The organism is Wolbachia endosymbiont (group A) of Apoderus coryli, assembly GCF_947251615.1.
Taxonomy (GTDB): Bacteria; Pseudomonadota; Alphaproteobacteria; order Rickettsiales; family Anaplasmataceae; genus Wolbachia.
This window is the reverse complement of the sequence record NZ_OX366367.1, coordinates 1,419,906-1,443,221: the sequence shown is the minus strand read 5'-3', so window position 1 is coordinate 1,443,221 and position 23,316 is coordinate 1,419,906. Positions and strand designations below refer to the sequence as shown.

Sequence of the window (23,316 nt, the reverse complement as noted above, 5' to 3'; positions counted from 1 at the left end):
TGTCAAAAACCATATTTCATCTCCAATTTTATTTCTGATTTTTATTAGCCGTAGATCATTGCCACTTTACCTCGTGCACGATAAAGATTAACTATTATATCTTCTAAAATCTCTGATCCATCCGATTTTTGTTCTCTTATAACTTTGTTCCTGCTTATAACATCATGTTTTCTTCCTACTTTAACTCTTGTGATAAATTTGTACTCCTTTTCATCAAATTCGGCAAAAGTTCCAACTTTTCTGATTCCTCTATCAAATAATAAAATATCCTCTTTTTCAACTTTAGCTTCATTAATTGCTCTCACTAATGCTATATCTTCACTACTTTCTTCTTGTCCTTTACAAAATCTTATACTTGTCGGCAATTGATCCTTTAATCCTACACTCACTTTAACTTGACTGTCGTTACTTTTACCGCCTATTTTTAGCCCATCTTTTATGAGATATCCCGATAAATTTATGATCGTCGAATCAAACTTATGTAAGTTATTTGATGTTTTTTGGGGTAATAGCTTTTTAATCTTGCTCATCAAATCAATATATACTCCCTTAAAATATTCTGGATTTATAACTTTTAACCTTTTTGACAAACCACTGTATGTTACTGTACTTTTATCGCTATTCTTATCCATTATACACCTGTTTATTACCATTTCTAGCGCTCTTAGGCTTGTTTTTTGCCCCATTAATATTAACTTCATTAGACCTTTAAATATAATCTTGCCCAACAATTTAGTATTACATTTATCTACTTCACTTAATTTTCCTAGCCTTTCTAAATCCTCATCTTTTATTAAATTTAGTACTCTTTCTATTTGATCCATTATTGCCTCCTTTTTCTTGCAATAATAGTTCTTTATGTCTTTTTTGTGTTACTTTCAACACTTATGCCCAGCGCCCCTATGATGTCATCCCAGTGCCCAGACACTGGGATCCAGAAAAATTGATTGTGCACTATGCAACATTTTCGATCAAAAGCTGGATTCCAGTGTCAAGCACTGGAATCTGCCATGCAAATTGCAATGTTCATACAGTTATGAGCTAGTGTACATAATTGCACATTGGTTTTACAAATTTGAAAATTAGTGTTAAATAAAAATATAAACGCAAAAGGAAAAGAGATGATTAAACTTAAAGGCCCAGAAATTTGTGCAGGCGGAAATAAGAAAAATTTGATTGTTTTTTTACATGGTTGGGGCTCAAGTGGCGATAATTTCATTCACCTTGCTAAAGTTATGAGCAAGTTTTTACTGGGTTCATATTTTGCAGTACCCAATGCTCCGTTTGAAAGAGAAATAGGTGATGGTTATCAGTGGTTCAGCTTGGAAGATCGTAGTGAGGAAGCGCTATATAATGGAGTAAAAAATGCTACATCAATTGTAAATCATTTCATTGATACAAAATTAAAGGAGCTTAATTTAAAAGATACGCAACTTTCTTTAGTTGGATTTTCTCAAGGAGCAATGCTTGCAATACATACAGCTCTCACCCGCTCTCAATCCTGTGCATCAGTTGTTGCATACTCTGGTAGGTTTCTTTCACCTTCAAAAACTGTACCAGAGATCAAATCAAAACCTAACATATGTGTTATCCATGGTGATGCTGACGACGTGGTACCTTTTTCGTCTCTCGACTTAGCGGTTAAAGCTCTGAAAGAAACTGGGGTAAATGTTGAGGGACACCCAATTCATGCATTAGGACATATTATTAATGAAGAGGGAATAAAATTAGGTATAGAGTTTATCAAGAAAAATTTCAGCAACTAACTTCTATGCACTTGTTTTGCTTTGGTTATGGATATGTAGCTAAATTTTTATCGAAAAAACTACTAAACTTAGGTTGGAAAGTCAGTGGCACATCAAGAAGTAAAAATATACAAAATGTAATCCTCTTTAATTATGAGAAAGTTAGTCAAGATCTGCTTAAAAGCGCAACGCACGTTTTAATTTCTATTCCTCCAGATGGTGATGATGTTGTGGAGAGATACGGTGATTGTCTGCAAAATGTCAAATGGTTTGGTTATTTGTCTGCAACTAGCGTCTATGGTGATCACTCTGGTAATTGGGTGAATGAGGAATCTGAAACACAACCTATAGAAATCAGAGGAGAAAAACGCCTTAAATCTGAAAAGAAGTGGCTGAATAGCAAACTGCCTGTACATATTTTTCGTTTAGCTGGAATATACGGTCCTGGTAGGAACGTGTTAATTGACTTGCAGCTTGGCAAAGCAAGAAATGTGAAAAAGGAAGGGCATTTTTTTTCTCGTATTCACGTTGAAGATATATCGAATATTCTATTTTCTTCCATGCAAAACATAAAACCTGGTGAAATATACAATTGTGCAGACGATTTACCCACTACACAATCTGAAGTGGTAATGTATGCGACCAAACTTCTCAATGTTAGCCCTCCAGAGCCAATTGAGGTTTCTTCCTTACCAGATTATGCACAGAGTTTTTATTTAGGATCAAAAAAAGTAAGTAATGTTAAAATTAAAAAAGATCTTAATGTCTCTCTAATTTATCCTAACTACAAGGTGGGATTAAAGAGTTTGCACGTAAAAAAAACTGAAATCACATTAGAATGATAGATAGGCCTATTGCTTAGTTCTGTGATTGTGTCCGTTCAGACGAATGTTCTCTAGGGAAGATTGTGGAGTATTCGTTGCAGCATTTGGCTGTTCAATTACGCTAGTTGATTCTTTAGGTATACTATTTCTTTCAAAATTTCCATCTCGTATAGCTTCCCAAACACTTTTTCTTCCTAAAAGACAGCTTTCTCCTAAATTTTCCCCCTTATCTTCTAACTCGTTAAGCCTTGCTTCGCTCTCCTTATCAATCTTTACTTCTATTTCATTACTATTTTTCTTAGGATTTAGATGAATACTGATTTTTCCTGCTTCACTATCAAAAGATAATGTTACACCTTGCTTACAAACATCCAGATAATTTCTTTTTCCGTTGTAGCTTTCAACTCTTACTATACTTTTCCCAATTTGCAGTATACCAACTCTTAAGTTTAAACCTTCATTCTTTTCATTGCTTAGGATTTTTGCAACTTCAACAATACTATCTTGTGGATATTCTATATAAAAACATCCATTATCTATCTCTACTTCTAATTCATCCTTTTGGGTTTGCTTATTTTTGTTTACAATACTTTCATATGCTACATTTTTTAGATCGTTTTCAATTTCCTTACATTCCGCAAAGAGATCATTGACATAATCAAAATCAGAAGTTACATGTCCTAGCTCACCACCATCGAAAAGACCTCTTTCTACTTTCCCACCTTTTAACAATAAATCCCTAATGGTGTTTCTTATGATGTCTAAATTACCATCTTCCAGTGCTTCATTCGTGTTGTCATCATCTTGATCTTCATTGTTACAGGAAACATCCTGACCTCCAAATGCATGCGCTTTACTGCTAGGGCATAGGCCTTCATTCTTAATAACATCTATTATTTCTTCAAATATCAAATTTGTTACAGTTCTATAACGATCACCATAACATGAATTTAGTCTTATCCCTTTCCCTAAATATTTATTTGTTATGTCTCGAACAAGCCTTAAAGCTCTTCCTTTGTTTTTTTCTTTTTCCACCTTTTTCATCTCCTTACAAAATTCACCAATCAGCTTACTTTCACTTGTAGTTAATGGTATTTCTAGATCCATTAAAAGTGAGCCATCTTCCAAAAAATAAGAATAATCTGAACTACAGCTCGAATTTGGGTCCCAATCACTTGATTCAGTATAAGGCGTCTGATTACCATCAGCGGAACTATCATCTGAATCATAATTACTAAAGTGCTGTAGTCGATTATCACTTTCGTCTAACCAGTTATGAGTTGGTGACAGATTCATTAAAAATGAGTTTTCTGGAAGAAGAGAATCAGCGCAAATTACCTGATCATCATCGGCAAGGTTATATCTTTGATCAAGCAAGAGCTTCGCCAGATTTTCTATATTACTTTCAACATTTTGTTGATTATCATCATCGGCAAAGTTATACTCTTGATTAAGAGAGAACTTCGTCGGATCTTTTATATTACTTTCAAAAATTTGTTGATCTATTATTTGTTGCTTTTTTATCTCATAAGTCATGTTATATAACCATTACCCATACAAATACTATAATACATAGGCAAGTCAGTAAAGAAATTTAATTTACATTACTCTACCACGATTTTGAGATAGAGCAATGAATTATTTTAGTTTTGATATTTAAATGTTTTGTATCTGCTGTAATGATTTCACTTCCAATTTGCTATTCTTTACATATTGAATTGCAAGCACTAACGCTTTACTTCCAGAAGCTGTGGTGCTGTAAGCTATATTTTGCAAAATAGCAGTTCTGCGAATATTTTTGCTGTCTGAGACTGACTTTACACCTTTTGAGGTATTGATCACTAGATTTATTTTTCCATCTTTGAGCATATCAACGATGTGGGGTCTGCCTTCTCTCACTTTATTTACAGCTTTTGCAGCAATGCCGTTATTGTTCAGATACGAAGCTGTGCCTTTGGTGGCATATATTTCAAAACTCAGTTCTTTCAACATTCGTGCAACTGGCAATATATACTCTTTATCATCATCTTTTACTGAAACCAGAGCTGTTCCTTCTGTTGGTAACTTGTATCCTGCAGCCATATGCACTTTTGCAAGTGCAGCTTCGAAAGATGAGTCAATTCCCATCACTTCTCCTGTTGATTTCATTTCAGGACCAAGTAAAGTATCAACTCCTGCAAAGCGGGTAAATGGAAAAACAGCAGCTTTAACTGCAAAATGATTGAAAGGCTTGTTTTCCTGATTCAATTTTTTACCCAAAATAACCTGAGTGGCAAGCTTTGCAACAGGAATGTTGATTACCTTGGAAATAAAAGGAACTGTGCGACTAGCCCTTAGATTCACTTCAAGTATGTATACATCACTAGACCTCTTGCATAACTCGATTTCTGAAGGCAATTTTGTCGTCAAAGCTTGTCTGCGCTCCTCAAATACATTCGAGTATTCTGTGGTGCTCATCTGCACTTTTCCTAAAAATTTCTCATCACAAACAGGTTCTGCAAGAGGTCTATTCTCTTGAACAGCAAACTGAATGTTTATCAGACCTTTCACTTTTAATGCTAATGCTATTCTCTCAGTTTGTAGCTCGATCTCTTTTATTACTTCGTCACTCAATGTATTTGTCGGTATTGAGCATGTTGAATCGCCAGAGTGGATACCAGCTTCTTCAATGTGCTCCATGACCGCTGCAATGAAAACTTTTTCCCCATCACATACAGCATCAACGTCAACCTCAACTGCATTGACTAAAAATTTATCAAGAAGCAGCGATCCGTGTTCAAAAATTTTGGTTTGATTCAAGACATACTCTTTAAAGCTCTGAGTATCGTGTCTAATCGACATAGACTGACCGCCGAGGACATATGATGGCCTGACTACTAGTGGAAACCCCACCTTTTCTGCATTGGTTAACGCTTCTTCTACTGAATGGCAGATAGAACTTTCAGGTTGTTTTAAATTAAGTTGCAAAGCAAGATTTTTAAACCTCATGCGATCTTCTGCAAGGTCAATAGAATCAAACGAAGTTCCCAAAATTTTGAAACCTCTCTCGTTAAGCACTTTGGCTAACTTTAAAGGTGTTTGACCACCTATTTGAACTATCACACCAACCAGTGTGCCATTTTCTTGCTCTTTACTTAGTATTTCAAGCACATCCTCTGCAATGAGTGGTGCAAAATATAAACGATCAGCGGTATCGTAGTCAGTTGAGACAGTTTCTGGATTACAGTTGATCATTATTGTTTCATACCCCATTTCTTTGGCGGCAGAAGCTGCATGTACACATGCATAATCAAACTCAATACCTTGACCAATGCGATTTGGACCACTTCCTAAAATGACAACCTTTTCTCGGTCAGAAATATTCGCCTCACATTCCGTTTTATTTTCAACATCACCCTCATAGCAGCCATACATATAAGCAGTGCTCGATTCAAATTCAGCTGCGCAAGTATCTACGCGTTTATAAACTTGTTTGATGCCGAATTTTTTTCTTATTTCCTCAATTTGTTTTACTCGATCTCCAGCGTGTAACGCTGGCTGGATCCCAGTGTCACGCACTGGGATGACATTAGAGGGTACTGGGATGACAGAGGTAGGTCTATTACTTAACTTTGCCAACCTTGCATCCGAGAATCCCATCTTTTTTAGTTCTAATATTTCATATGCAGTTCCAGGAAGGCCATTTTCCTTGATTTTTTGTTCAGCTAATATAATTTGCTGTATATTCTGCAAAAACCATAAGTCATATCCTGTAATCGAATTTATTTCTTCTATGCTAATTCCGTGACGCATTGCGTCAGCAGCAATCAGTAATCTGTTTGGCAGCAATTTTGCTAATTGAGATTTAATATCAATGTTCTCAGGAAATACTTCATCAAGTCCTGTAAGATCAGTTTCAAGTGAACGGAAAGCTTTCTGTAGTGACTCATTAAAAGTGCGGCCGATTGACATTACTTCTCCCACTGATTTCATGGAAGTTGATAATTCACAATTCGTCCCCTTAAATTTTTCAAACTCAAATCGAGGAATTTTAGTGACGATATAATCAATCACTGGTTCGAATGCTGCTGGTATTATTGGAGCGCAGTCGTTACGTATTTCATCGAGCGAATAGCCAATAGCAAGTTTAGTTACAACTTTTGCAATAGGATAGCCTGTTGCTTTTGAGGCAAGTGCAGAAGAGCGAGAAACCCTTGGATTCATTTCAATTACAACGAGGCTTCCATCTTCTTTAGGATTCACTGCAAACTGCACATTTGCACCACCGGCACTAACATCAATTTCTCTCAGCACTGCTATAGATGCATTTCTCATCTGTTGGTATTCTGCGTCACGTAGAGTCAAAGCAGGAGCAACCGTGATACTATCCCCAGTGTGCACCCCCATTGGATCAACATTTTCTATTGAACACACTATTATACAGTTATCCTTGCAGTCACGGATAACTTCCATTTCATATTCTTTCCAGCCGATAATTGATTCATCTATCTGAACTTCATTTATTGGCGAAATTTTGAGAGCACTTTCTACGATATTGAAAAACTCCTCTTTATTATATGCTATGCCGCTACCTGCACCGCCAAGAGTGAATGATGAACGGATGATTGCTGGTAATCCAATGTAATCCAAAGCCTTTTTTATTTGTTCTTGATTTTTTATAATGACACTTTTGGGGTATTTTAGCCCTATTTTATCCATGGATTGGCGAAATAATTCCCTATCTTCTGCTTTTTTTATTGCTTCTCTATTTACTCCTATTAATTCTACGTTGTATTTGTCTAACACTCCATCATCTGCAAGTTTTATTGCGCAATTGAGTGCTGTTTGCCCGCCCATTGTTGGCAATATTGCATCTGGCCTCTCCTTAATTATGATTTTCTCTATGATTTCAGGCAGTACCGGCTCAATATACGTCGCATCAGAAAACTCAGGATCCGTCATTATAGTTGCAGGATTGGAGTTAACCAAAATGACTTTATAACCTTCACTTTTTAATACTTTACAGCTTTGCGTTCCAGAATAATCAAACTCGCATGCCTGACCTATAACTATTGGGCCTGCTCCTATTACTAATATAGATTCTATATCCGTGCGTTTTGGCATAATTACAATAACGATTTTTATTCAAATAATGTTACCAATCTTTCCTATAAATGTGAATTTTTATTAAACCTATTAGCTAACTACTTTTAGGCTTGACGCATAACTGTACGAACATTGTGATTTGCGTGGCAGATTCCAGTGCTTGACACACAGCTGTACAAACATTCATTTTTGAAGGTAAATTGCACAGCAAATGATGTCATTCAAGTAGCTGACACTGGTTCCTTTATGACGGCAGTGCCCAGAGGTGTCATCCCAGTGCCCAGACACTGGGATCCAGAAAACTTAACTTTAAATAAGTGGCTGCATAATAAAGACTAGATTCCAGTGTCAAGCACTGGAATGACACCATAGAGGCACTGGGATGACATCCTTCCTAGTGGAGATTACTCTCAAATCACAATGTTCATACAGTTGTGGGCTTAACGGTATCTTTGCAGATACTATGGTAATTTATTCGAGAGATTTGCTAAGCGGTAAGATTTTTCCTGATGTGCTGCAGTCTTCAGAAGCTAATTCCACAAATTTATCTGTTAGTTTATCAGGTGACACCAATTCAGATCCAGGAAATGCCTGCTCACTACCCACAGGTCCTTCCGTGTATACAGCATTTACACATAATTTTGTATGTTTTGTCTCAGATGCATATATCTGCACCATTATTTCTAGTGCAACTTTACTCGCAGCATACGGCATCCAATATGGATAAGAAGAAGGAGAAAGTGTCACCTCTGAGGTCATGAATATCACTCTTCCAGCATTAGACTTTTTTAGCATTGGATCTAAGTTTTTTAGTAAGTACCAATTGGCAGTAAAATTTGTATTCATTACGTTCTGTAGCTCTTCAATCTCACAGTCGTGAATAGGGTTCAGTTTGCCTGAAATTCCAGTACACGCAACTAATATATCAAGCGCTCCAGATTCTGATAATTTCAGGCTTTCTATCATGTTTGTCAGTATCTTTACATTCTCAAAGTCTAAAAGATCAAGCTGAATTAGTTTCACAGAGCCTTCTTTAAATTCTTCAAGCTCTTCAATTTCATTATATAGTGGCTTGAGATTATCAAGAGATCTTGAAATCAGAATCACACATGCACCTTCTCTTACAAACCTTTTTGCAACAGCAGAGCCTATTTCACCTGAAGCCCCGGTAATTAAAGCTACTTTACCTTCTAACTTACCCATTTCTTTTTCCTTAGCGAGATTCATTGAAGTATTTTAGCTGAAAATTAAATTTTGCTCCATATATAAAAATCAAACTTAGCATATAAAAAAATAGTAATGACACTACCATACCACCTAAACTTCCATATATCAAATTCAGTTGATCAAAGGAAGCTTTTAAGTATTGCTTGAAAGCTGAAGCGGAAATCGTCCAAAGAATAACAGCCACACAAGATCCAGGAAAGACATCTGATAAATTTTGTTTTATGTTTGGCAACATAAAATATAGCCAAGAGACTACTGTGAAAAGTACAAATTCAATGAGCAGGTATTTAGTATAACTTAGCCCCTGATAGGAAAAATCAATTAGCATTGGCACTAATGTAGAGAACGCTATAGTTAGAGTTATAATAAGCGTGATCACTAAAAATTGTAATATACTGAGTACCCTTCTCCATATATAAGGCGGCGAAACCGGAATTTTATAAGCTTTGTTCAATACTGTTCTTAGCCCTTCAATTGTTGACGAGGCGGTCCAAACAGCACCTACAATTGCTAAAGTTAGTAAGCTTTGCGGCGGGCCTGATATTATCTCTCTGATACGCGGCATCAAAGATGCCAAAATATCCTGTGGCATGTTATCAATGATAAATACCCAGCCAATGTTATACTGGTCTAAGAAATTTGCGAATGTTGACGCCACAGCCATTAAAACGATGAGAAAAGGGAATATTGATAACAGAATTAAAAATGATAAATACCCTGCATGCTCCACTCCATCATTATGAATTGTGTCAATCAAAGCACGATAAAGGCAATAAACGATGCTGTAAAATTTCTGTAGCACTGTAATATAAACGAACCAAGAAAAGTATTCTAAATGAAATAAAGGATACTTTTAAGCAAAAAATCCTCACCGTTTACTTAAATTTAATCAAAGTGATAGATAATCAAATATGAAACAGAAATTATCGGAGGCATAATGAAAAATTTTCTTCTACTAGTGGCTTTAATTCTCTCCTTTGCATTTGATGCAAATGCTGGCAGCAGCGGTACTACTACTACTACTACTACTTTTGTTGATACAAATGATACAACATCATCAGTGATATGCAAGATAATAGGCTATACTCATGGCATAGGTGGACCAATGATCACAATAGTGATAATTGGTGCAGCGTTGCTTGCAATATTCGGCAGGATGCCGTGGCCAGCGCTTTTTGCACTCGGTGCATTTACTGCTGTGTTTTTTGGCGCTCCTGTAGTCGTTTCAAAAATAACACCAGGAGGTGTGATTTGTAAAGATGGTTTAGTAATGGATCATCCATAGAAATTATTGGAGGCGTAAACGTAGTTTTCTTTACTTGAAAGTGGTAAGTTTTACCACTTTCAGTGTCTATAACTACCTAATAAATTCTCTTTCTGTAATCATATTAGTTAAAGTCTGAATTCCAACGTCACGCGCTGGAATGACAAGGTTATCGTCATGCCGCCGCGAACCGTCATACCGTCACGGTATCTCTTAGCATAGATCCCGCTAACACGTAGCGGGATGACGGTTGTCAGGGTGTCATCCAAGTAGCTAACACTGATTTCTATCCAAAAGGGCAGTGCTCAGACACTGGAATCCAGAAAAAAGAATGGTGTCATCCCAGTGCCCAGACACTGGGATCCAGAAAACTTAATTTCAACTAAGTGGCTGCATAATAAAGGCTGGATTCCAGTGCCAAGCACTGGAATGACATCATAGGGGCACTGGGATGACATTTCTATAGGACTCTTAAAATTACAACCAATCTAAATATTAAGAAATTTACCAAATGAAAAAAAAGGCAAAAGAAACCCCGTAGTGCGAGTTTTGACCCTCTAATACTTTAAATTGGCGCTGTAATAATTTGCTGACGCTTAGTTTAAGCGCGATTTGGCTGAATGTAGAAAAAATAAAAAAGACATGCAGCCGCTATAATTTTATGTAATCCGCCAAAAAACACCCTAAGTTTTTTACTGAATTTTGTCATTGAACCTGCGCAGATCAAAAACAAGTTTTGAGTCAAAAATACTCTTAATACTATAATAAGGGCGCTGGCGGAATTTGTCAAGTAGGTTTTGCATTTAATTTAAAGTAAAAAAAAACAGAAATGTTCTGGTTTGAGGTTTAATTGCCGGAATTTACAATTGGGAGTTGCCTGTATGAGCTTTGAAAGAGGTACTATTCATTTGATAATTTAAAAAACTTGAAAGAATAAAGATAGCTATTGAAATTGTCTTGATTTACATCAGTTATCCAAGTTTGACATTGAATACTTAACACTTCCTCTATTAACGCCTTTCTGTAATGTTTATCCAGATGAGACATTATATCATCAAGTAGAAGAAGTGGTGCCTTATTGTAATGAATACACCTTGCTTTTACACTGGATAAAATAATAGAAAGCAGTAATAACTTTTGTTCTCCAGTGGAGCACAGATTTATTGGTACGTTTCTTTTTTGACAAAAAACCCGAAAATTATCGTTATGCACACCAAAGGTTACTCTACCAGTCAATGAGTCTTTTTCTCTGTTTTCCTTTAGACGATTCTGAAAATATTCTGCAGTATCGTTCAAAGTTAGTTGGCTGCTGAATTTCAAACTTGCCTTCGGAAAAAGCTCACTGGAATGGTTATCAATTGTGTCTTGTAATATTTTTAAAACAGACGATCGCATACGTAAAATACTAACTGCATTAACAGCCATTATGTTTTCAAGACTAGAGAGCCAATTTTCGTCCAAGGTGTTCTCTCTCAACAGTTTACTTCGCTCATGTTTAGCTTTTCTATATTTCATGTAGCAGCAAGTGTAATTTTCTTCAAACAGTGAAACTATACGGTCTAAAAATTTTAATCTGTCACTTGGAGAATTAAGAAGAACATAGTCCATTTGTGGAATCAGCCATATTACATTGGATATCTTATACAGAGATGAATAACTTGATTGCGTTTTTCCATCAATTTGTATTAGTTTCTTATCAAAACTCTTTGCGATACCAATTGAATTAAAATCCGTTCCATTAAAAAAATCATAGTGCACTGCCCAATCTTCATTACTGAATCTATTTTGTATCTCACTGGCTTTTGCTTTTTTCATTCCATTGCTTTTAGCAAGCAACGAGATTGCTTCAAGTATATTAGTTTTACCAATACCATTTTTGCCAGTTATTACAACTGAGCTATCATCTGAATCCAGTTCAAAGTTTGAGTGGCTACGAAAATTATGTAATTTCAGCTTTTTTATGTAGCAATGGGTAGCCATTAACCTATTCTTTAGTTTATATTCTCTTTACTTCTTCCAGAACCTCATCAACATGTCCACTAACTTTTACATTTTTCCAGATCTTCACTACTTTACCTTTTTTATCTATTAAAAAAGTAGTGCGTTCTATTCCCATATACTTTTTGCCAAACATACTTTTCTCTACCCAAACACCATATTTTCCCAACATTTCAGCATTCTCATCAGAAACTAAAGAAAACGGCAGAGAATATTTTGCTTTGAAGTTAGCGTGGCACTTAACGCTATCTTTTGATACACCAATTATCACTGTATCAAGGGAAGAAAAATCATCTATTTTATCTCTAAAGCCTTTTGCTTCCATCGTACAACCCGGAGTATCATCTTTAGGATAAAAATAGAGAACTACATTTTTTTTATCAAAAAATTCACTCAGTGATAAATTTTCACCAGAATCTGTTGGTAAGCTAAAATCAGGTGCATTATTTCCTACTACTAACTCCATACCTTGCTCCATTAATAACACTTCTATCTATAGTAGTATATTGTAGTCAGAGTATCAAATTTTATATATAGCTAACACAGATAAGATTCTTGATAGGGGGCTTATTGATAACTGCCTTCTCGGCTTGCCGCTTTTGATAAAGTGTGATTCTCAAGACCATATCAATAGATCCTATTAAAAATCAATCGAATCTTCACATGTTTGCTCTTCATAAAAGAAGTTCAATGTTATCGTAGTACCAAGTTTTGCTTCACTTTTAATGTCGAAAGTTCCACCCATTAACTCTACTAATTTCTTGCTTAGCGGCAATCCGATGCCCGTACCTTCATTTCTATATCCCGAATTTGCTTGGCCAAAAACAGACATAACTTTATATATATCCTGCTGCATTATTCCTATTCCATTGTCATGAAACTCAATAGTTAATAAGTTTTTTTCTATATTTTCTTTTACCACCATTCTTATTAAACCACCCTTTGGGGTAAATTTGATTGAGTTTGATAATAAATTTATTATAACTTGTTTCATTCTCTTAGGATCTGCAATAACTAATAATTGCTTATTAGGTATCTCTTTTTTTAAATTAATCTCAGTTTCTCTTAATTTAGGTAATAGCATATTTATGCATGAATCCATTATTTTGTTCAGGTTAAACTTCACTTTTTCTACTGTTAAACTACTTGATTCAGCTTTTGAAAAATCTAACACATCATTAATTAAGGTAAGTAAGTGTGTTCCTGCATTATATATATCGTCTGCATACTCCTTGTATTGAGAATTATCCATTGAACCTAAAGTTTTATTTTTGATCAACTCCGCAAATCCAATAATAGCATTAAGAGGTGTGCGTAATTCATGTGTAACGCTTGCAAAAAACTTTAGCTTGTTTGCATTTTCTTGCTCTAATGTCTCTTTTATCTGCTGTAATTCAATGTTAGTTTTATGTTGCTTGGCTAGCATTTGGGTATTAGAAAAGTGCAAATAGAACATTATTAATATTAAAATTATTAATAATAAGCCTAAAAATGTTAAAAATAGGCCATATGCTATAATATAAGAATTATTGTAGTTTCGAAGAATCTTCAAAAAAAACGACGGTTTAACGCTATTTTCATGGAATATAGGGAAAATAGAAGTTAATGTATTTCCTGTAGTATAAAATATTTCTTGGTTACTTAATAGTTTATCAATTTCATCGTTTGTAAGTAACTGTTCATAATCATAATCTTGAGTGTTAAAATTACTGAATATTATTCTGCCGTTTTGATCATACAGTATTAAGCTGAAATCCTTTACTTTGCTCACTGATTGTAATAATTCAGCACGCAGCTTTACCAGTTGGTTTATGTAATCAAAACTTTTGTATTTAATGTGATGCTTTTCTATTAGTAAATAATGGTATTTTTTTATGATACCATTTTCCAGTACACTTTTTAAGTTTACACTTGAATCACGGTAAGAAGAAAGGAAATTACTCCTTAGTAAATAATTACAATATATCACACTGAATAAAATCATAAAGATCGATGAGAGTAATACAATAACTTTTGTGTATTTGTTTTTCTCCAGTGCAGAAAACATTAATTTACCTAGCTTATACATATCCTTCTTATTGTGAAACAACGGTTTTTATGTTATTAATAATAAAATTTAGCATATAATATTTTATGACAATTTCTCCTATCTTGCCAGTTTATTCTCCTGTTAATATAAATTTTTCTCATGGCAAAGGTATCTACCTATATGATGTTGATGGTGAGCGCTACGTAGATTTTCACTCCGGAATAGCCGTTAGTAGCTTAGGTCACACTAATTCGCGATTAATTAGTGCTCTTAAATTGCAAGGAGAAAAATTATGGCATATATCAAATACCTATAATATACCTGCCGCCAATAATTTTGCAGAAAAATTAATAAACAACAGTTTCGCTGACACTGTATTTTTCTCAAATTCTGGATCAGAGGCAGTAGAATGTGGGCTTAAGATTGCTAGGGTCTATCAAAACGGAAAAGGCAATAAAAACCGTCACAGAATTTTAACATTCCATGGTGCATTTCATGGAAGAACCTTCCTAACTTGTGCTGCAAACGATAAACAGAAATTTTCTGAATTACTGAGTCCCTGTATTGATTGGTGTGATAATATCGAGCCCAATATTGAGAGTGTAAAGAAAGCAATTTCAAGTGATATAGGCGTTATATTAATAGAACCAATACAAGGGCAAGGTGGTATCAAAGTAATGAATGAAGTCTTTATGAAAGAACTAAGAAAGCTGTGTGATGAAAATGACATATTGTTATTTTTTGATTGCGTGCAATGCGGTGCCGGTAGGACAGGAAAATTATTCGCATACGAACATATAGGAGTGGAACCTGATATATGTGCTCTTGCAAAGGGAATAGGCGGGGGGTTTCCGCTAGGGGCTTGTCTTGCAACTGAAAATGCTGCTAAATACATGGCAGTTGGTATGCACGGTTCCACTTTTGGTGGCAATCCGCTTGCAACCTCAGTAGGTAATGCTGTGCTCGAAGAATTGCTCAGCCCCGGCTTTTTGAAAAATGTTGAAATTAGAGGTAAATACCTAAAAAATAAACTAGAAAACTTAGCAAGTAAATTTCCAATAATAGAAGAAGTGAGAGGGGAGGGGCTAATGCTTGGAATAAAAGTGAAAGCAGACAATCAAAAGTTTGCAGAAGAGTTAAGTCATCGTGGTTTACTCACTGTTGGGGTAACATCAGATAACGTTGTGAGAATTTTGCCTCCATTAATCATCGCTGAAAAAGGGATTGATGAAGGAATTGAGATTCTTAGACAATATTTATCTGAGAAATCTTCTGGTTAGATAATCCATATTAATATGAACGACAATCTGGTATGCTTAGGAATTATTACCTCTCCTTACGGAATTAAAGGAGCTGTTAAAGTAAAAACCTTTACTGAAAAGCCCGAAAATATCTCCTTATATGGTGAGCTAATAAGTGGTGATGAGAATTATGAAATAGACTCAGTATCCGTCATAGGTGATAATTTAGTAATAGCTACAATAAGCGGAGTAAATTCCCGTAATGAAGCAGAGCTTTTAAGGAATAAGAAGCTATATATAGAAAGAAGCAAGTTACCAGAGCTAAATGATGAGGATGAATTTTACCAAAGTGACCTTGTAGATATGGAAGTAAGGCTGAAAAGTAATGAATTATATGGCCATGTAAAATCTGTGTATAATTTTGGCTCAGGGGATATATTAGAAATTTTAGTTATCAGCACAAAAAAACGCATTATGCTATCTTTCACTAAAGAGATATTTCCACATATAAATATAAAGGGGAGGTATATAGTATTAAATATGCCAGAATTTATTGACTAATAAAGACTTTGATATTTATATAAAGCTACTTATAATTGTAAGATCAAACTGAAAATGTAATTATGGCAGAAAGAGCTAACGATATCAGACCAGGTCAGGTGTTGGAACATAACGGCGGATTATTTTTGGTTGTAGGTATTATGCATACTCAACCTGGTAAAGGTGGTGCATACATACAAGCCGAAATGAAAAACATCAAAACCGGAGCAAAACACTATGAAAGATTTCGCTCTGATGCAACAATCAGAAGGGCAATTTTAGATGAAGAGGAGTATGTTTACCTTTTCACTGAAGGAAACATTGTAAATCTTATGCATCCAAGTAATTACGAACAAATCACTATAAATTTAGAATTATTGGGAGAAAAAAAGATTTATTTGCAAGATAATATGAAAATTAAAGTAGTAACTTATCAAGACAAAATAATTTCTGCGCATGTGCCTGATTATGTTACACTTGCTGTGAAAGAAACAGAGTCTGTTATTAAAGGACAAACTGCTACTGCTTCTTATAAGCCTGCAATTTTAGAAAACGGAATGCGTGTTAACGTGCCTCAGTTTATAAAAGAAGAGGATAAAATTATAGTACACACTACTGATGACAGCTATTACGAAAGAGTAAAAGAGTAAATGTCCATTTCCTCACCACGAATCAATGTGATGCTTGATTCTGTACGCAGTGCTTCCAAGCAGCTTATGCGCGATTTTAATGAATTGCAAATCTCCAGTGTTAAGTCAGCGGACTTTATCAATAAAACTTATTCAAAATCCAAGCAAACCATATACGATTGCTTGCACGACTACAAACGAGACTATGGGTTTATTTCCGAAGATGATACTGATCAAGAAGTAAAAGATGACACTTATACCTGGTTTATTATGCCTATAGAGGGCAGGGAGAATTTTTCTAGTTGTATGGTTTATTTTGCAGTATCAGTCTGCCTCATTCATAAAAACAAAGTTGTAGCAGCTGTAATTGATGCTCCGGCTCTTAGAGAAACTTTTTGGGCAGAAGAAAAGAAAGGTGCTTTTCTTGAGGATTTTAGATCTCGTCATATAAAAATGCGAGTGAAAAGCCGTGAAGGGGGTCTAATAGATGTAAGTGGTAATTTGTTAAATAAATTGCTGCCTGGCAATAGTAATGTACGCTCCATCGGTTCAACAGTTCTGGGTTTTGCATATCTTGCTGCAGGAAGATACAGTGGAATAGTTTACTCTGGAATTAACAAATACAAAACTTCGCTCGGTAGGCTTTTTCTGCAAGAAAGCGGTGGAAGGCTAACGGAAGACAACGGATTAATTATTGCTGGCGATATTAAATTAGGATAAACAGGCTACAGAGATAGACAACTTTTCGAAAACTTTTACAAGAGATTCTGTTAAATGTTCTATCATTTCATCAGTATGATAAGGTGTAGGGGTAATACGGAAACGCTCAGTTCCTCTTGGAACTGTCGGGTAATTTATATGTTGAACGTATATTCCATACTCATCAAATAATAATTTTGATGCTCCTTTGGATAACTCTGGGTCGCCAATTATTATTGGAATTATATGAGTTTCTGTTGGAATGAAGTTAATTCCTGCATTTCTCAGTGAGTTTTTTACTTTTTCAACGACTTGCTTTTGCTTTTCCCTTTCAATGTTGCTCGATTTTAGGTGCTCAACGCTTGCCTTTGCTGCCGCTGCTAAAACAGGCGACATAGCAGTGGTGAAAATAAATCCTGGAGCGGAACTTCTTATTACATCTACCAAGCTCTTTGAAGACGCTATATACCCACCCATCACTCCAAAAGCCTTCGATAGTGTACCTTGAATAACGGTTATTCTATCCACCAGGCCTTCTCTTTCTGCAATTCCGCCACCATGTGAACCATACATGCCAACTGCGTGCACCTCATCCAAATAGGTGATTGCATTATGTTGATCTGCAAGATCACATATCGCTTCAAGCGGCGCTATATCGCCATCCATTGAATATACGGATTCAAGTGCTATTATCTTTGGTGTTTTTGTGTCTACGGACTTTAACAACTGCTCTAAGTGATCAACATCATTATGTCTAAATATATGTTTTGGTCTTTTTCCTGATTTTATGCCTTCTATCATCGAAGAATGGTTTTTCTCATCTGAGAAAATTACTACGTCAGGAATAACAGACGATAAAGTGCTAAGTGTTGTCTGGTTAGCGAGGTAGCCACAAGCAAAAGTTAAAGCAGCCTCTTTTTTATGTAAACAAGCTAGGGATTTTTCCAGTTCGACAACCTCTTTTGTTGTGCCAGATATATTTCTTGTTCCTCCAGCGCCAACAGATGAATTTTGAATAGCGGCAATAACTTTCTCGTTCTGTGACATTCCCAAATAGTTATTACTGCACCAGACTATTACTTCCCTATTTCTTTCATAGTCCATAATGTGGGGGAGCCTACCTGGCAATGACGCAAAGTTCGTAAATTCACGGTAGCGCCCCTCATCTTTTATATCTTTGATTTTGTTCAAGAATATTTCTTCGTAGTTTACCAAGTTTTCATTCGCTAATAATTAATATAATTATAATAAATTATTAAATGGTAAACTACAATATTTATTCCTTATTGTGCTGTTAGTTCAGCTGTTTTAACAGTTTCAACATTGCTGTTTTCAACTGAGCTTTTAGGTGTGCAGCAGTATATAACTGCAGCAGCAACCAGACAACAAGCTCCAACTGCTATTCCTGCAGCTAGCATTTCCAAGTAAACTGCAATAGCTATTCCTGAAACAACTCCAGCTACTGCTAATGCAGAAGCAGCTATAACAGGCAGCTTACTACTTTTTATATTTTGTGAACCATTGGTTGGATTAGTAGACTGTTTGCTGTTGGTTGGAATACCATTTTGTTCAAGTTTTTTGTTACCTACTAAAGGTACTTCTGCTGAACTTGATTTCGATTGTGTATCTTGTCTATCATTACCTTCATGTGCAGAACTATCCTCACCATTTGCTGCACCTAACACAGGTCCTTTTTCTACAATTACTGATGTATCACTGTTATCAGGTTGAACTGAAGTATTACCAAGACCATATTGTGGTACATGTTCAGCAGGTTGAACAGGAGTTTGCTCTTTCTTACCAATATCAACTAATGGTGCGGTAGCATCGTTCTTATCATCCTCTTCAGTAGTTACCTGTGAACTATTATTGTTACCAATATATGTTTCCCTAAATTGCTCTTCTTTTTTTTGTTCATTTTTCTTTTTTTCTTTTTTAGATTGTTTTATTCTCTCTTGGCGTTGCTTGTTACTATTTTTACCCATTTCACCCTCCTCAAAATTATTACTTATAGGCCCCGTTATTGAAACCCTCATGCTATTTAGTACATCGCTTTCTCCTTTTTGTGCAAGAGCATTTTCTTCCACCTTTTGACTGTCAGTACTTTTGGATTTTTGACTACTTAATTGACTATTATTTTTTCCATCCACTGCTTGGCTTGAGGTTGCAGTTTCGCCTATCATAGCTGAGGTATCCTCTACATTCACAATAGGTGATACTGCATTATCACTGCTTCTTTTATTAACTTGTGTATTCGCTTGTGTCTGTATATTTGCTTTACTGGAAGTATTGATTAATTTACTACTTTCTAACAAACTTCTAATTAGATATAGATTATTCAAAGTATCCCTATTTTTTTGATACTCATTACGAGTCATACTTGGAGAAAGCTCCATACTTATTTTTTCAAGCTGTTCTGCAACTACTGGTAAAGCTTTCTCAAATTCTTCCTTGCATATTGCCTGAAGAGCTGCGAATTTTAGGTCAACATGCTGACATAAGGGTACAACAACTCCATAACTAGCTTCTTTTATCGCATTGCTCAGTATATTTTGTATGGTTTGCCTGACTACTTGCTGTTTATTATTGAGTATGCTTTGATAAATTTGAACATGAGCTAGAACACTGATTATAATGTCTTGACTTCCAGTATTAGACAATGCAACTAGAATTGATTCATATATTTCATCAAATTCGTTATTTTTAAGTTTATGATCAAGATAATTAATAACATCATTGACGCATTCAGCACATTCTTTGCATAGGTGCTCAATAAATGCAATATTGCCAGCATCCAATGCAGTTTTCAGAATTAAATCATAAATTTCTTTTCTGCCACGAGCTCCTATGTTTTTCAGGATTTGTTGCCTTAGTATTGTAATAACTTTATCATCTGTAAATGCTTGTTTATATACATCGTAAATGGCATGATCTGCACTATTAGTGTATCGTTTGCACAAGTATTCAATGACAGATATGTGTTCTTGACTTATCGCAGTTTCTAACAAGGTAGCAAAGCTCTTTTTTAATAACTCTTCTGTTGAGGCTTTTTTAGTTGGCTCATTAATATATCTTTCAAATGCATCCAGCACTATCGTGATGAATTCTTCATTTTTGATCAGAGACGCTGTTTCAAGCACACCATACAAAGGATCAGGTTTACTTGTTTTTAACACCTGTCCAAAATCTCTTAAAACGTATTCGACAAAAACTGCATTTAATAATTCTTGCTCTTTTCTTAATGCTGTAGCTGAGAAGAAGTCAATCTTATTAGGTTCGACAAGTTGTATAGCTTGACCTTTTAATCTTCCATAAACTCCATCGGTACCATGGAATTTTTCTATAAAAGCTTCAATATATTTTTGACCACCAACAAGGAGAGGTAAAAGACTTAAATTTTCTTCAGCAAAAAGAAAATCCTGATATTGCTCTACTAGCTTGTCATTAGCTGCAATTGCCAATAGTACCAATTCTTTTACTGAATAATCATACTTGAACTCTACTTGGTCAAATTTATACTGTGATAGTACATTTGAATATATATGTTGATGGTTGCTTCTGTTTTGTAACTCCAAATTAAGTTGATTTGAACAGAAATCTTTGAGATTTTCATTATCCAGCGTAATAGACCTGCCTTCATAATTTTCAATATTTTGTACAACCTTGTCTAATTCTTCACAATTATCTTCTTGTATAGCTTGATTTAAGATATTTATAATCTCAGCAAAAGTTAAGTTTTTAGGAATGATACCATATGAATCTTCATCTTTTAACTCTACAGTAAACGACCTATCACAACCATCAGGAAAGTTTGCAAGTATTTCATTCTCTAGACTCAGATCTTCAGGGAGTGTATCACATGGATTAGCTGGTATCTCTTGACTTTCGCTATCTAAAACTTCAAACTCTTCTTCAATACCTGAATCTTCAGAATCTGGTTTTTCAAAACCATGCCAACTTTTGATTAATCTTTCAGAATTTGATTGGCCCTGTGAAGTTGTATCTTGTGATACAAAGTCTCTAAAATTGGAACCAAACATGTTTTACCTCCTAACTAGCAGCTAAGCTAAGTATAGCATTAAACAGAAATCTTGCCAAGCAAATTATTCAGTCTCTTAGCAAAGCTGCTCGCGTCATCCATCTCTTCGCCTTCCACGATGCAAGCTTGGTAAAACAATAAGTGAACCATGTCCTCCAATGTTGGGGTTTCACCACTTTCAGCGTGAGATTTCATTATGCTTTTTATTACAGGATGTTTAGTGTTAATTTCCAGCACCTTTGGCGTGCGGTAATTTAGCTGCTTTTGTTCGCGTAAAAAACGCTCCATGCGAAGATCCATAGCACCTTCGTCAACCGCCAGGCATACGGGACTACCGGTTAGCTTTTTGGAAATTTTTACGCTTTTCACTGAATTGCCAAGAACCTTGGTGAAATATTGCAGTATAGAATCTGCATTTTCCTCAGTTTTTTCTTCATTCGATTTATTTTCTTGATCTTTCTTATCTTCTTCTGAAGAGAATTTTTCCAAATCAACATCAGCGCGGGTCACAGACTTGATTTTCTGATCTTTGTATTCATGAATTACACTAGTCCAAAAGTCATCAACTGGATCAACAAATAGGAGCACTTCTAGTCCTTTGCTGACAAACCCCTCAAGTTGTGGACTGTTTTTCACTGAATCCAAGCTGTTTCCGGTGAGATAATAGATATGCTCCTGCTCAGGCTTCATTCTGCTTATATAGTCATCAATGCTGACTAATTTCTCATCACCAGTGCTATGAAATCTGCAAATCGAGAGCAGTGCCTCTCTCTCATCAGTTGGCATAGCTTCGCAAAGACCTTCCTTTAAAACTGCACCAAAATTGGTCCAGAATTTTGTGTATTCTTCTAAATTCTCTTTTGCCTTTTTACCAAGCTCTGATATCGCGCGTTTAGTGAGGGATTTCCTGATTTGCTCAACAACACGATTGTTCTGCAGTGTTTCTCTGCTGATATTAAGAGGCAAGTCCGGTGAATCAACAATACCTTTCAAGAAACGTAAATACTGCGGTATGATCTGTACATTATCTTCAGTGATAAATACTTTATTTACATATAACTTAACAGAGCAACGTCTATCTGGATGGAATAAATCAAAAGGTTTAATGGAAGGAACATAAAGCAAATTCGTATATTCTATTGCACCTTCATTTTTATTATGCAATATCATCCAAGGCTCCCCGCCAACGTGAGCAACACTGCGGAAAAAATCGTTGTGCTCCTCTTGAGTAACATCATTTTTTAGCTTAGTCCAAATTGCAGCCTTACTGTTTAACTTTTCACTTTTTCCTTCTTCATTTATGAATTCAACAGGAAAGTTTATGTGATCAGAGTAAGTAGTGACAATATTTTCAATACGAAATTTATCTAAAAACTCGTTTTCTTCAGGATGCATAATGAGTGTAATTTTAGTTCCACGAGAAATTTGATTATCTAGTTTACTTATCAAATACTCTCCATCTCCTTTGGATTGCCAGATCCAAGACTCCTCTTCTCCAGCTTTTCTCGATTCTACTATTACTTCTGATGCAACCATAAAGCTTGAGTAAAAACCAACACCAAACTTCCCAATCAGCTCCACAGTTTGGCTTGAATCCTTGCTATTCTTAATCGCATCCAAGAACTTTTGCGTACCAGAGCTTGCAATTGTACCAAGATTATCTATTAAATCCTGTCTGTTCATTCCGATGCCATTATCAGTGATATATAGCTCGTTCTTATCTTTATTGGAGCTGATAGTGATTTTTAATTCATCACTAGAATCCAGCAAATTAGGATTTAGTTGAGATTCATAACGCAACTTATCACATGCATCCGATGCATTTGATATTAACTCACGCAGAAAAATGTCCTTATTAGTATAAAGTGAATGAATCACTATATTCAGTACTTTTCCTACTTCAGCATCAAATTTTAAATTTTCAGTTTCTTGTACGTTATGCATTTTGAGCTCCATGATTAGCCTACTATCCTAATAATTTAAGTATTGAATTACG

Annotated in this window: 21 protein-coding genes and 1 pseudogene; 10 read left to right on the top strand and 12 right to left on the bottom strand. The window is 35.4% G+C overall.

Annotated features, from left to right (window positions below; translation table 11 throughout):
- Positions 1-44: 44 nt before the first annotated feature.
- A complete protein-coding gene (locus OPR43_RS07535; protein ID WP_265034540.1) occupies positions 45-824 on the bottom strand; it encodes a hypothetical protein in 780 nt (259 codons plus the stop codon).
- Positions 825-826: 2 nt separating this feature from the next.
- Here OPR43_RS07535 and OPR43_RS08440 point away from each other — a divergent pair, with 2 nt between their 5' ends.
- The 3 genes from OPR43_RS08440 (at position 827) to OPR43_RS07520 (ending at position 2,587) form a co-directional block, all read left to right on the top strand.
- Positions 827-1,045, top strand: coding sequence for a WPE palindromic element domain-containing protein (locus tag OPR43_RS08440; protein WP_265034735.1), 219 nt, complete (start codon positions 827-829; stop codon positions 1,043-1,045).
- Between the two features lie 76 nt (positions 1,046-1,121).
- On the top strand, positions 1,122-1,766 hold the full coding sequence (locus OPR43_RS07525; protein WP_265034734.1) for an alpha/beta hydrolase: 645 nt from the start codon (positions 1,122-1,124) through the stop codon (positions 1,764-1,766).
- Positions 1,767-1,771: 5 nt separating this feature from the next.
- Positions 1,772-2,587, top strand: a complete 816-nt coding sequence (locus OPR43_RS07520; protein ID WP_265034733.1) for an SDR family oxidoreductase — start codon at positions 1,772-1,774, stop codon at positions 2,585-2,587.
- Positions 2,588-2,596: 9 nt separating this feature from the next.
- On the opposite strand, the gene OPR43_RS07515 is transcribed toward OPR43_RS07520, so the two are convergent.
- Entirely contained in the window at positions 2,597-4,105 is a 1,509-nt protein-coding gene (locus OPR43_RS07515; protein ID WP_265034732.1) for a hypothetical protein, read from the bottom strand.
- A gap of 120 nt (positions 4,106-4,225) precedes the next feature.
- Entirely contained in the window at positions 4,226-7,672 is a 3,447-nt protein-coding gene (gene carB, locus OPR43_RS07510) for a carbamoyl-phosphate synthase large subunit (RefSeq protein ID WP_265034731.1), read from the bottom strand.
- 138 nt (positions 7,673-7,810) lie between these two features.
- Between carB and OPR43_RS07505 the strand changes: the two genes are divergently transcribed.
- On the top strand, positions 7,811-7,993 hold the full coding sequence (locus OPR43_RS07505) for a WPE palindromic element domain-containing protein (RefSeq protein ID WP_264705490.1): 183 nt from the start codon (positions 7,811-7,813) through the stop codon (positions 7,991-7,993).
- A gap of 132 nt (positions 7,994-8,125) precedes the next feature.
- Here the strand turns inward: OPR43_RS07505 and OPR43_RS07500 are convergent, their stop codons facing one another.
- Entirely contained in the window at positions 8,126-8,881 is a 756-nt protein-coding gene (locus OPR43_RS07500; RefSeq protein ID WP_265034730.1) for an SDR family oxidoreductase, read from the bottom strand.
- Complete coding sequence (locus OPR43_RS07495) at positions 8,868-9,683, bottom strand: YihY/virulence factor BrkB family protein (RefSeq protein ID WP_265034729.1); 816 nt, start codon at positions 9,681-9,683, stop codon at positions 8,868-8,870. Before OPR43_RS07495 ends, OPR43_RS07500 begins: the two co-directional genes overlap by 14 nt.
- A gap of 135 nt (positions 9,684-9,818) precedes the next feature.
- On the opposite strand from OPR43_RS07495, the gene OPR43_RS07490 reads away from it, so the two are divergent.
- Complete coding sequence (locus tag OPR43_RS07490; RefSeq protein WP_265034728.1) at positions 9,819-10,166, top strand: TrbC/VirB2 family protein; 348 nt, start codon at positions 9,819-9,821, stop codon at positions 10,164-10,166.
- A gap of 107 nt (positions 10,167-10,273) precedes the next feature.
- On the opposite strand, the gene OPR43_RS07485 is transcribed toward OPR43_RS07490, so the two are convergent.
- Positions 10,274-10,414 (bottom strand): hypothetical protein, encoded by a 141-nt coding sequence (locus OPR43_RS07485; RefSeq protein ID WP_265034727.1) that lies wholly within the window; start codon positions 10,412-10,414, stop codon positions 10,274-10,276.
- Positions 10,415-10,475: 61 nt separating this feature from the next.
- On the opposite strand from OPR43_RS07485, the pseudogene OPR43_RS08565 reads away from it, so the two are divergent.
- Positions 10,476-10,580: pseudogene (locus OPR43_RS08565) on the top strand (WPE palindromic element domain-containing protein); the annotation flags it as partial.
- A 465-nt stretch (positions 10,581-11,045) separates the two neighbouring features.
- On the opposite strand, the gene recF reads toward OPR43_RS08565, so the two are convergent.
- The 3 genes from recF to OPR43_RS07465 form a co-directional block, all read right to left on the bottom strand.
- A complete protein-coding gene (gene recF / locus OPR43_RS07475; RefSeq protein WP_265034725.1) occupies positions 11,046-12,125 on the bottom strand; it encodes a DNA replication/repair protein RecF in 1,080 nt (359 codons plus the stop codon).
- Between the two features lie 16 nt (positions 12,126-12,141).
- Positions 12,142-12,609, bottom strand: coding sequence for a thioredoxin-dependent thiol peroxidase (gene bcp, locus OPR43_RS07470; RefSeq protein ID WP_265035707.1), 468 nt, complete (start codon positions 12,607-12,609; stop codon positions 12,142-12,144).
- A 174-nt stretch (positions 12,610-12,783) separates the two neighbouring features.
- The gene (locus OPR43_RS07465) at positions 12,784-14,211 is read right to left on the bottom strand and encodes a sensor histidine kinase (RefSeq protein WP_265035705.1); all 1,428 of its coding nucleotides are present in this window, start codon (positions 14,209-14,211) and stop codon (positions 12,784-12,786) included.
- 65 nt (positions 14,212-14,276) lie between these two features.
- Here OPR43_RS07465 and OPR43_RS07460 point away from each other — a divergent pair, with 65 nt between their 5' ends.
- The 4 genes from OPR43_RS07460 to OPR43_RS07445 all read left to right on the top strand — a co-directional run bounded on the left by OPR43_RS07460 (position 14,277) and on the right by OPR43_RS07445 (position 17,302).
- Positions 14,277-15,452 carry an aspartate aminotransferase family protein gene (locus OPR43_RS07460; RefSeq protein WP_265034724.1) on the top strand — a complete coding sequence of 392 codons (1,176 nt, stop codon included), beginning with the start codon at positions 14,277-14,279 and terminating at the stop codon, positions 15,450-15,452.
- Between the two features lie 15 nt (positions 15,453-15,467).
- Positions 15,468-15,974 carry a ribosome maturation factor RimM gene (gene rimM, locus OPR43_RS07455; RefSeq protein ID WP_265034723.1) on the top strand — a complete coding sequence of 169 codons (507 nt, stop codon included), beginning with the start codon at positions 15,468-15,470 and terminating at the stop codon, positions 15,972-15,974.
- Between the two features lie 62 nt (positions 15,975-16,036).
- Entirely contained in the window at positions 16,037-16,603 is a 567-nt protein-coding gene (gene efp / locus OPR43_RS07450; RefSeq protein ID WP_265026164.1) for an elongation factor P, read from the top strand.
- Complete coding sequence (locus OPR43_RS07445) at positions 16,604-17,302, top strand: inositol monophosphatase family protein (RefSeq protein ID WP_265034722.1); 699 nt, start codon at positions 16,604-16,606, stop codon at positions 17,300-17,302.
- On the opposite strand, the gene hemA is transcribed toward OPR43_RS07445, so the two are convergent.
- The 3 genes from hemA to htpG all read right to left on the bottom strand — a co-directional run bounded on the left by hemA (position 17,294) and on the right by htpG (position 23,264).
- The gene (gene hemA, locus OPR43_RS07440) at positions 17,294-18,496 is read right to left on the bottom strand and encodes a 5-aminolevulinate synthase (RefSeq protein ID WP_265034721.1); all 1,203 of its coding nucleotides are present in this window, start codon (positions 18,494-18,496) and stop codon (positions 17,294-17,296) included. The genes OPR43_RS07445 and hemA overlap by 9 nt on opposite strands.
- A gap of 68 nt (positions 18,497-18,564) precedes the next feature.
- On the bottom strand, positions 18,565-21,321 hold the full coding sequence (locus tag OPR43_RS07435; protein WP_265034720.1) for a host RNA manipulator TomO: 2,757 nt from the start codon (positions 21,319-21,321) through the stop codon (positions 18,565-18,567).
- Between the two features lie 38 nt (positions 21,322-21,359).
- Positions 21,360-23,264 carry a molecular chaperone HtpG gene (gene htpG / locus OPR43_RS07430; RefSeq protein ID WP_265034719.1) on the bottom strand — a complete coding sequence of 635 codons (1,905 nt, stop codon included), beginning with the start codon at positions 23,262-23,264 and terminating at the stop codon, positions 21,360-21,362.
- Positions 23,265-23,316: the final 52 nt, after the last annotated feature.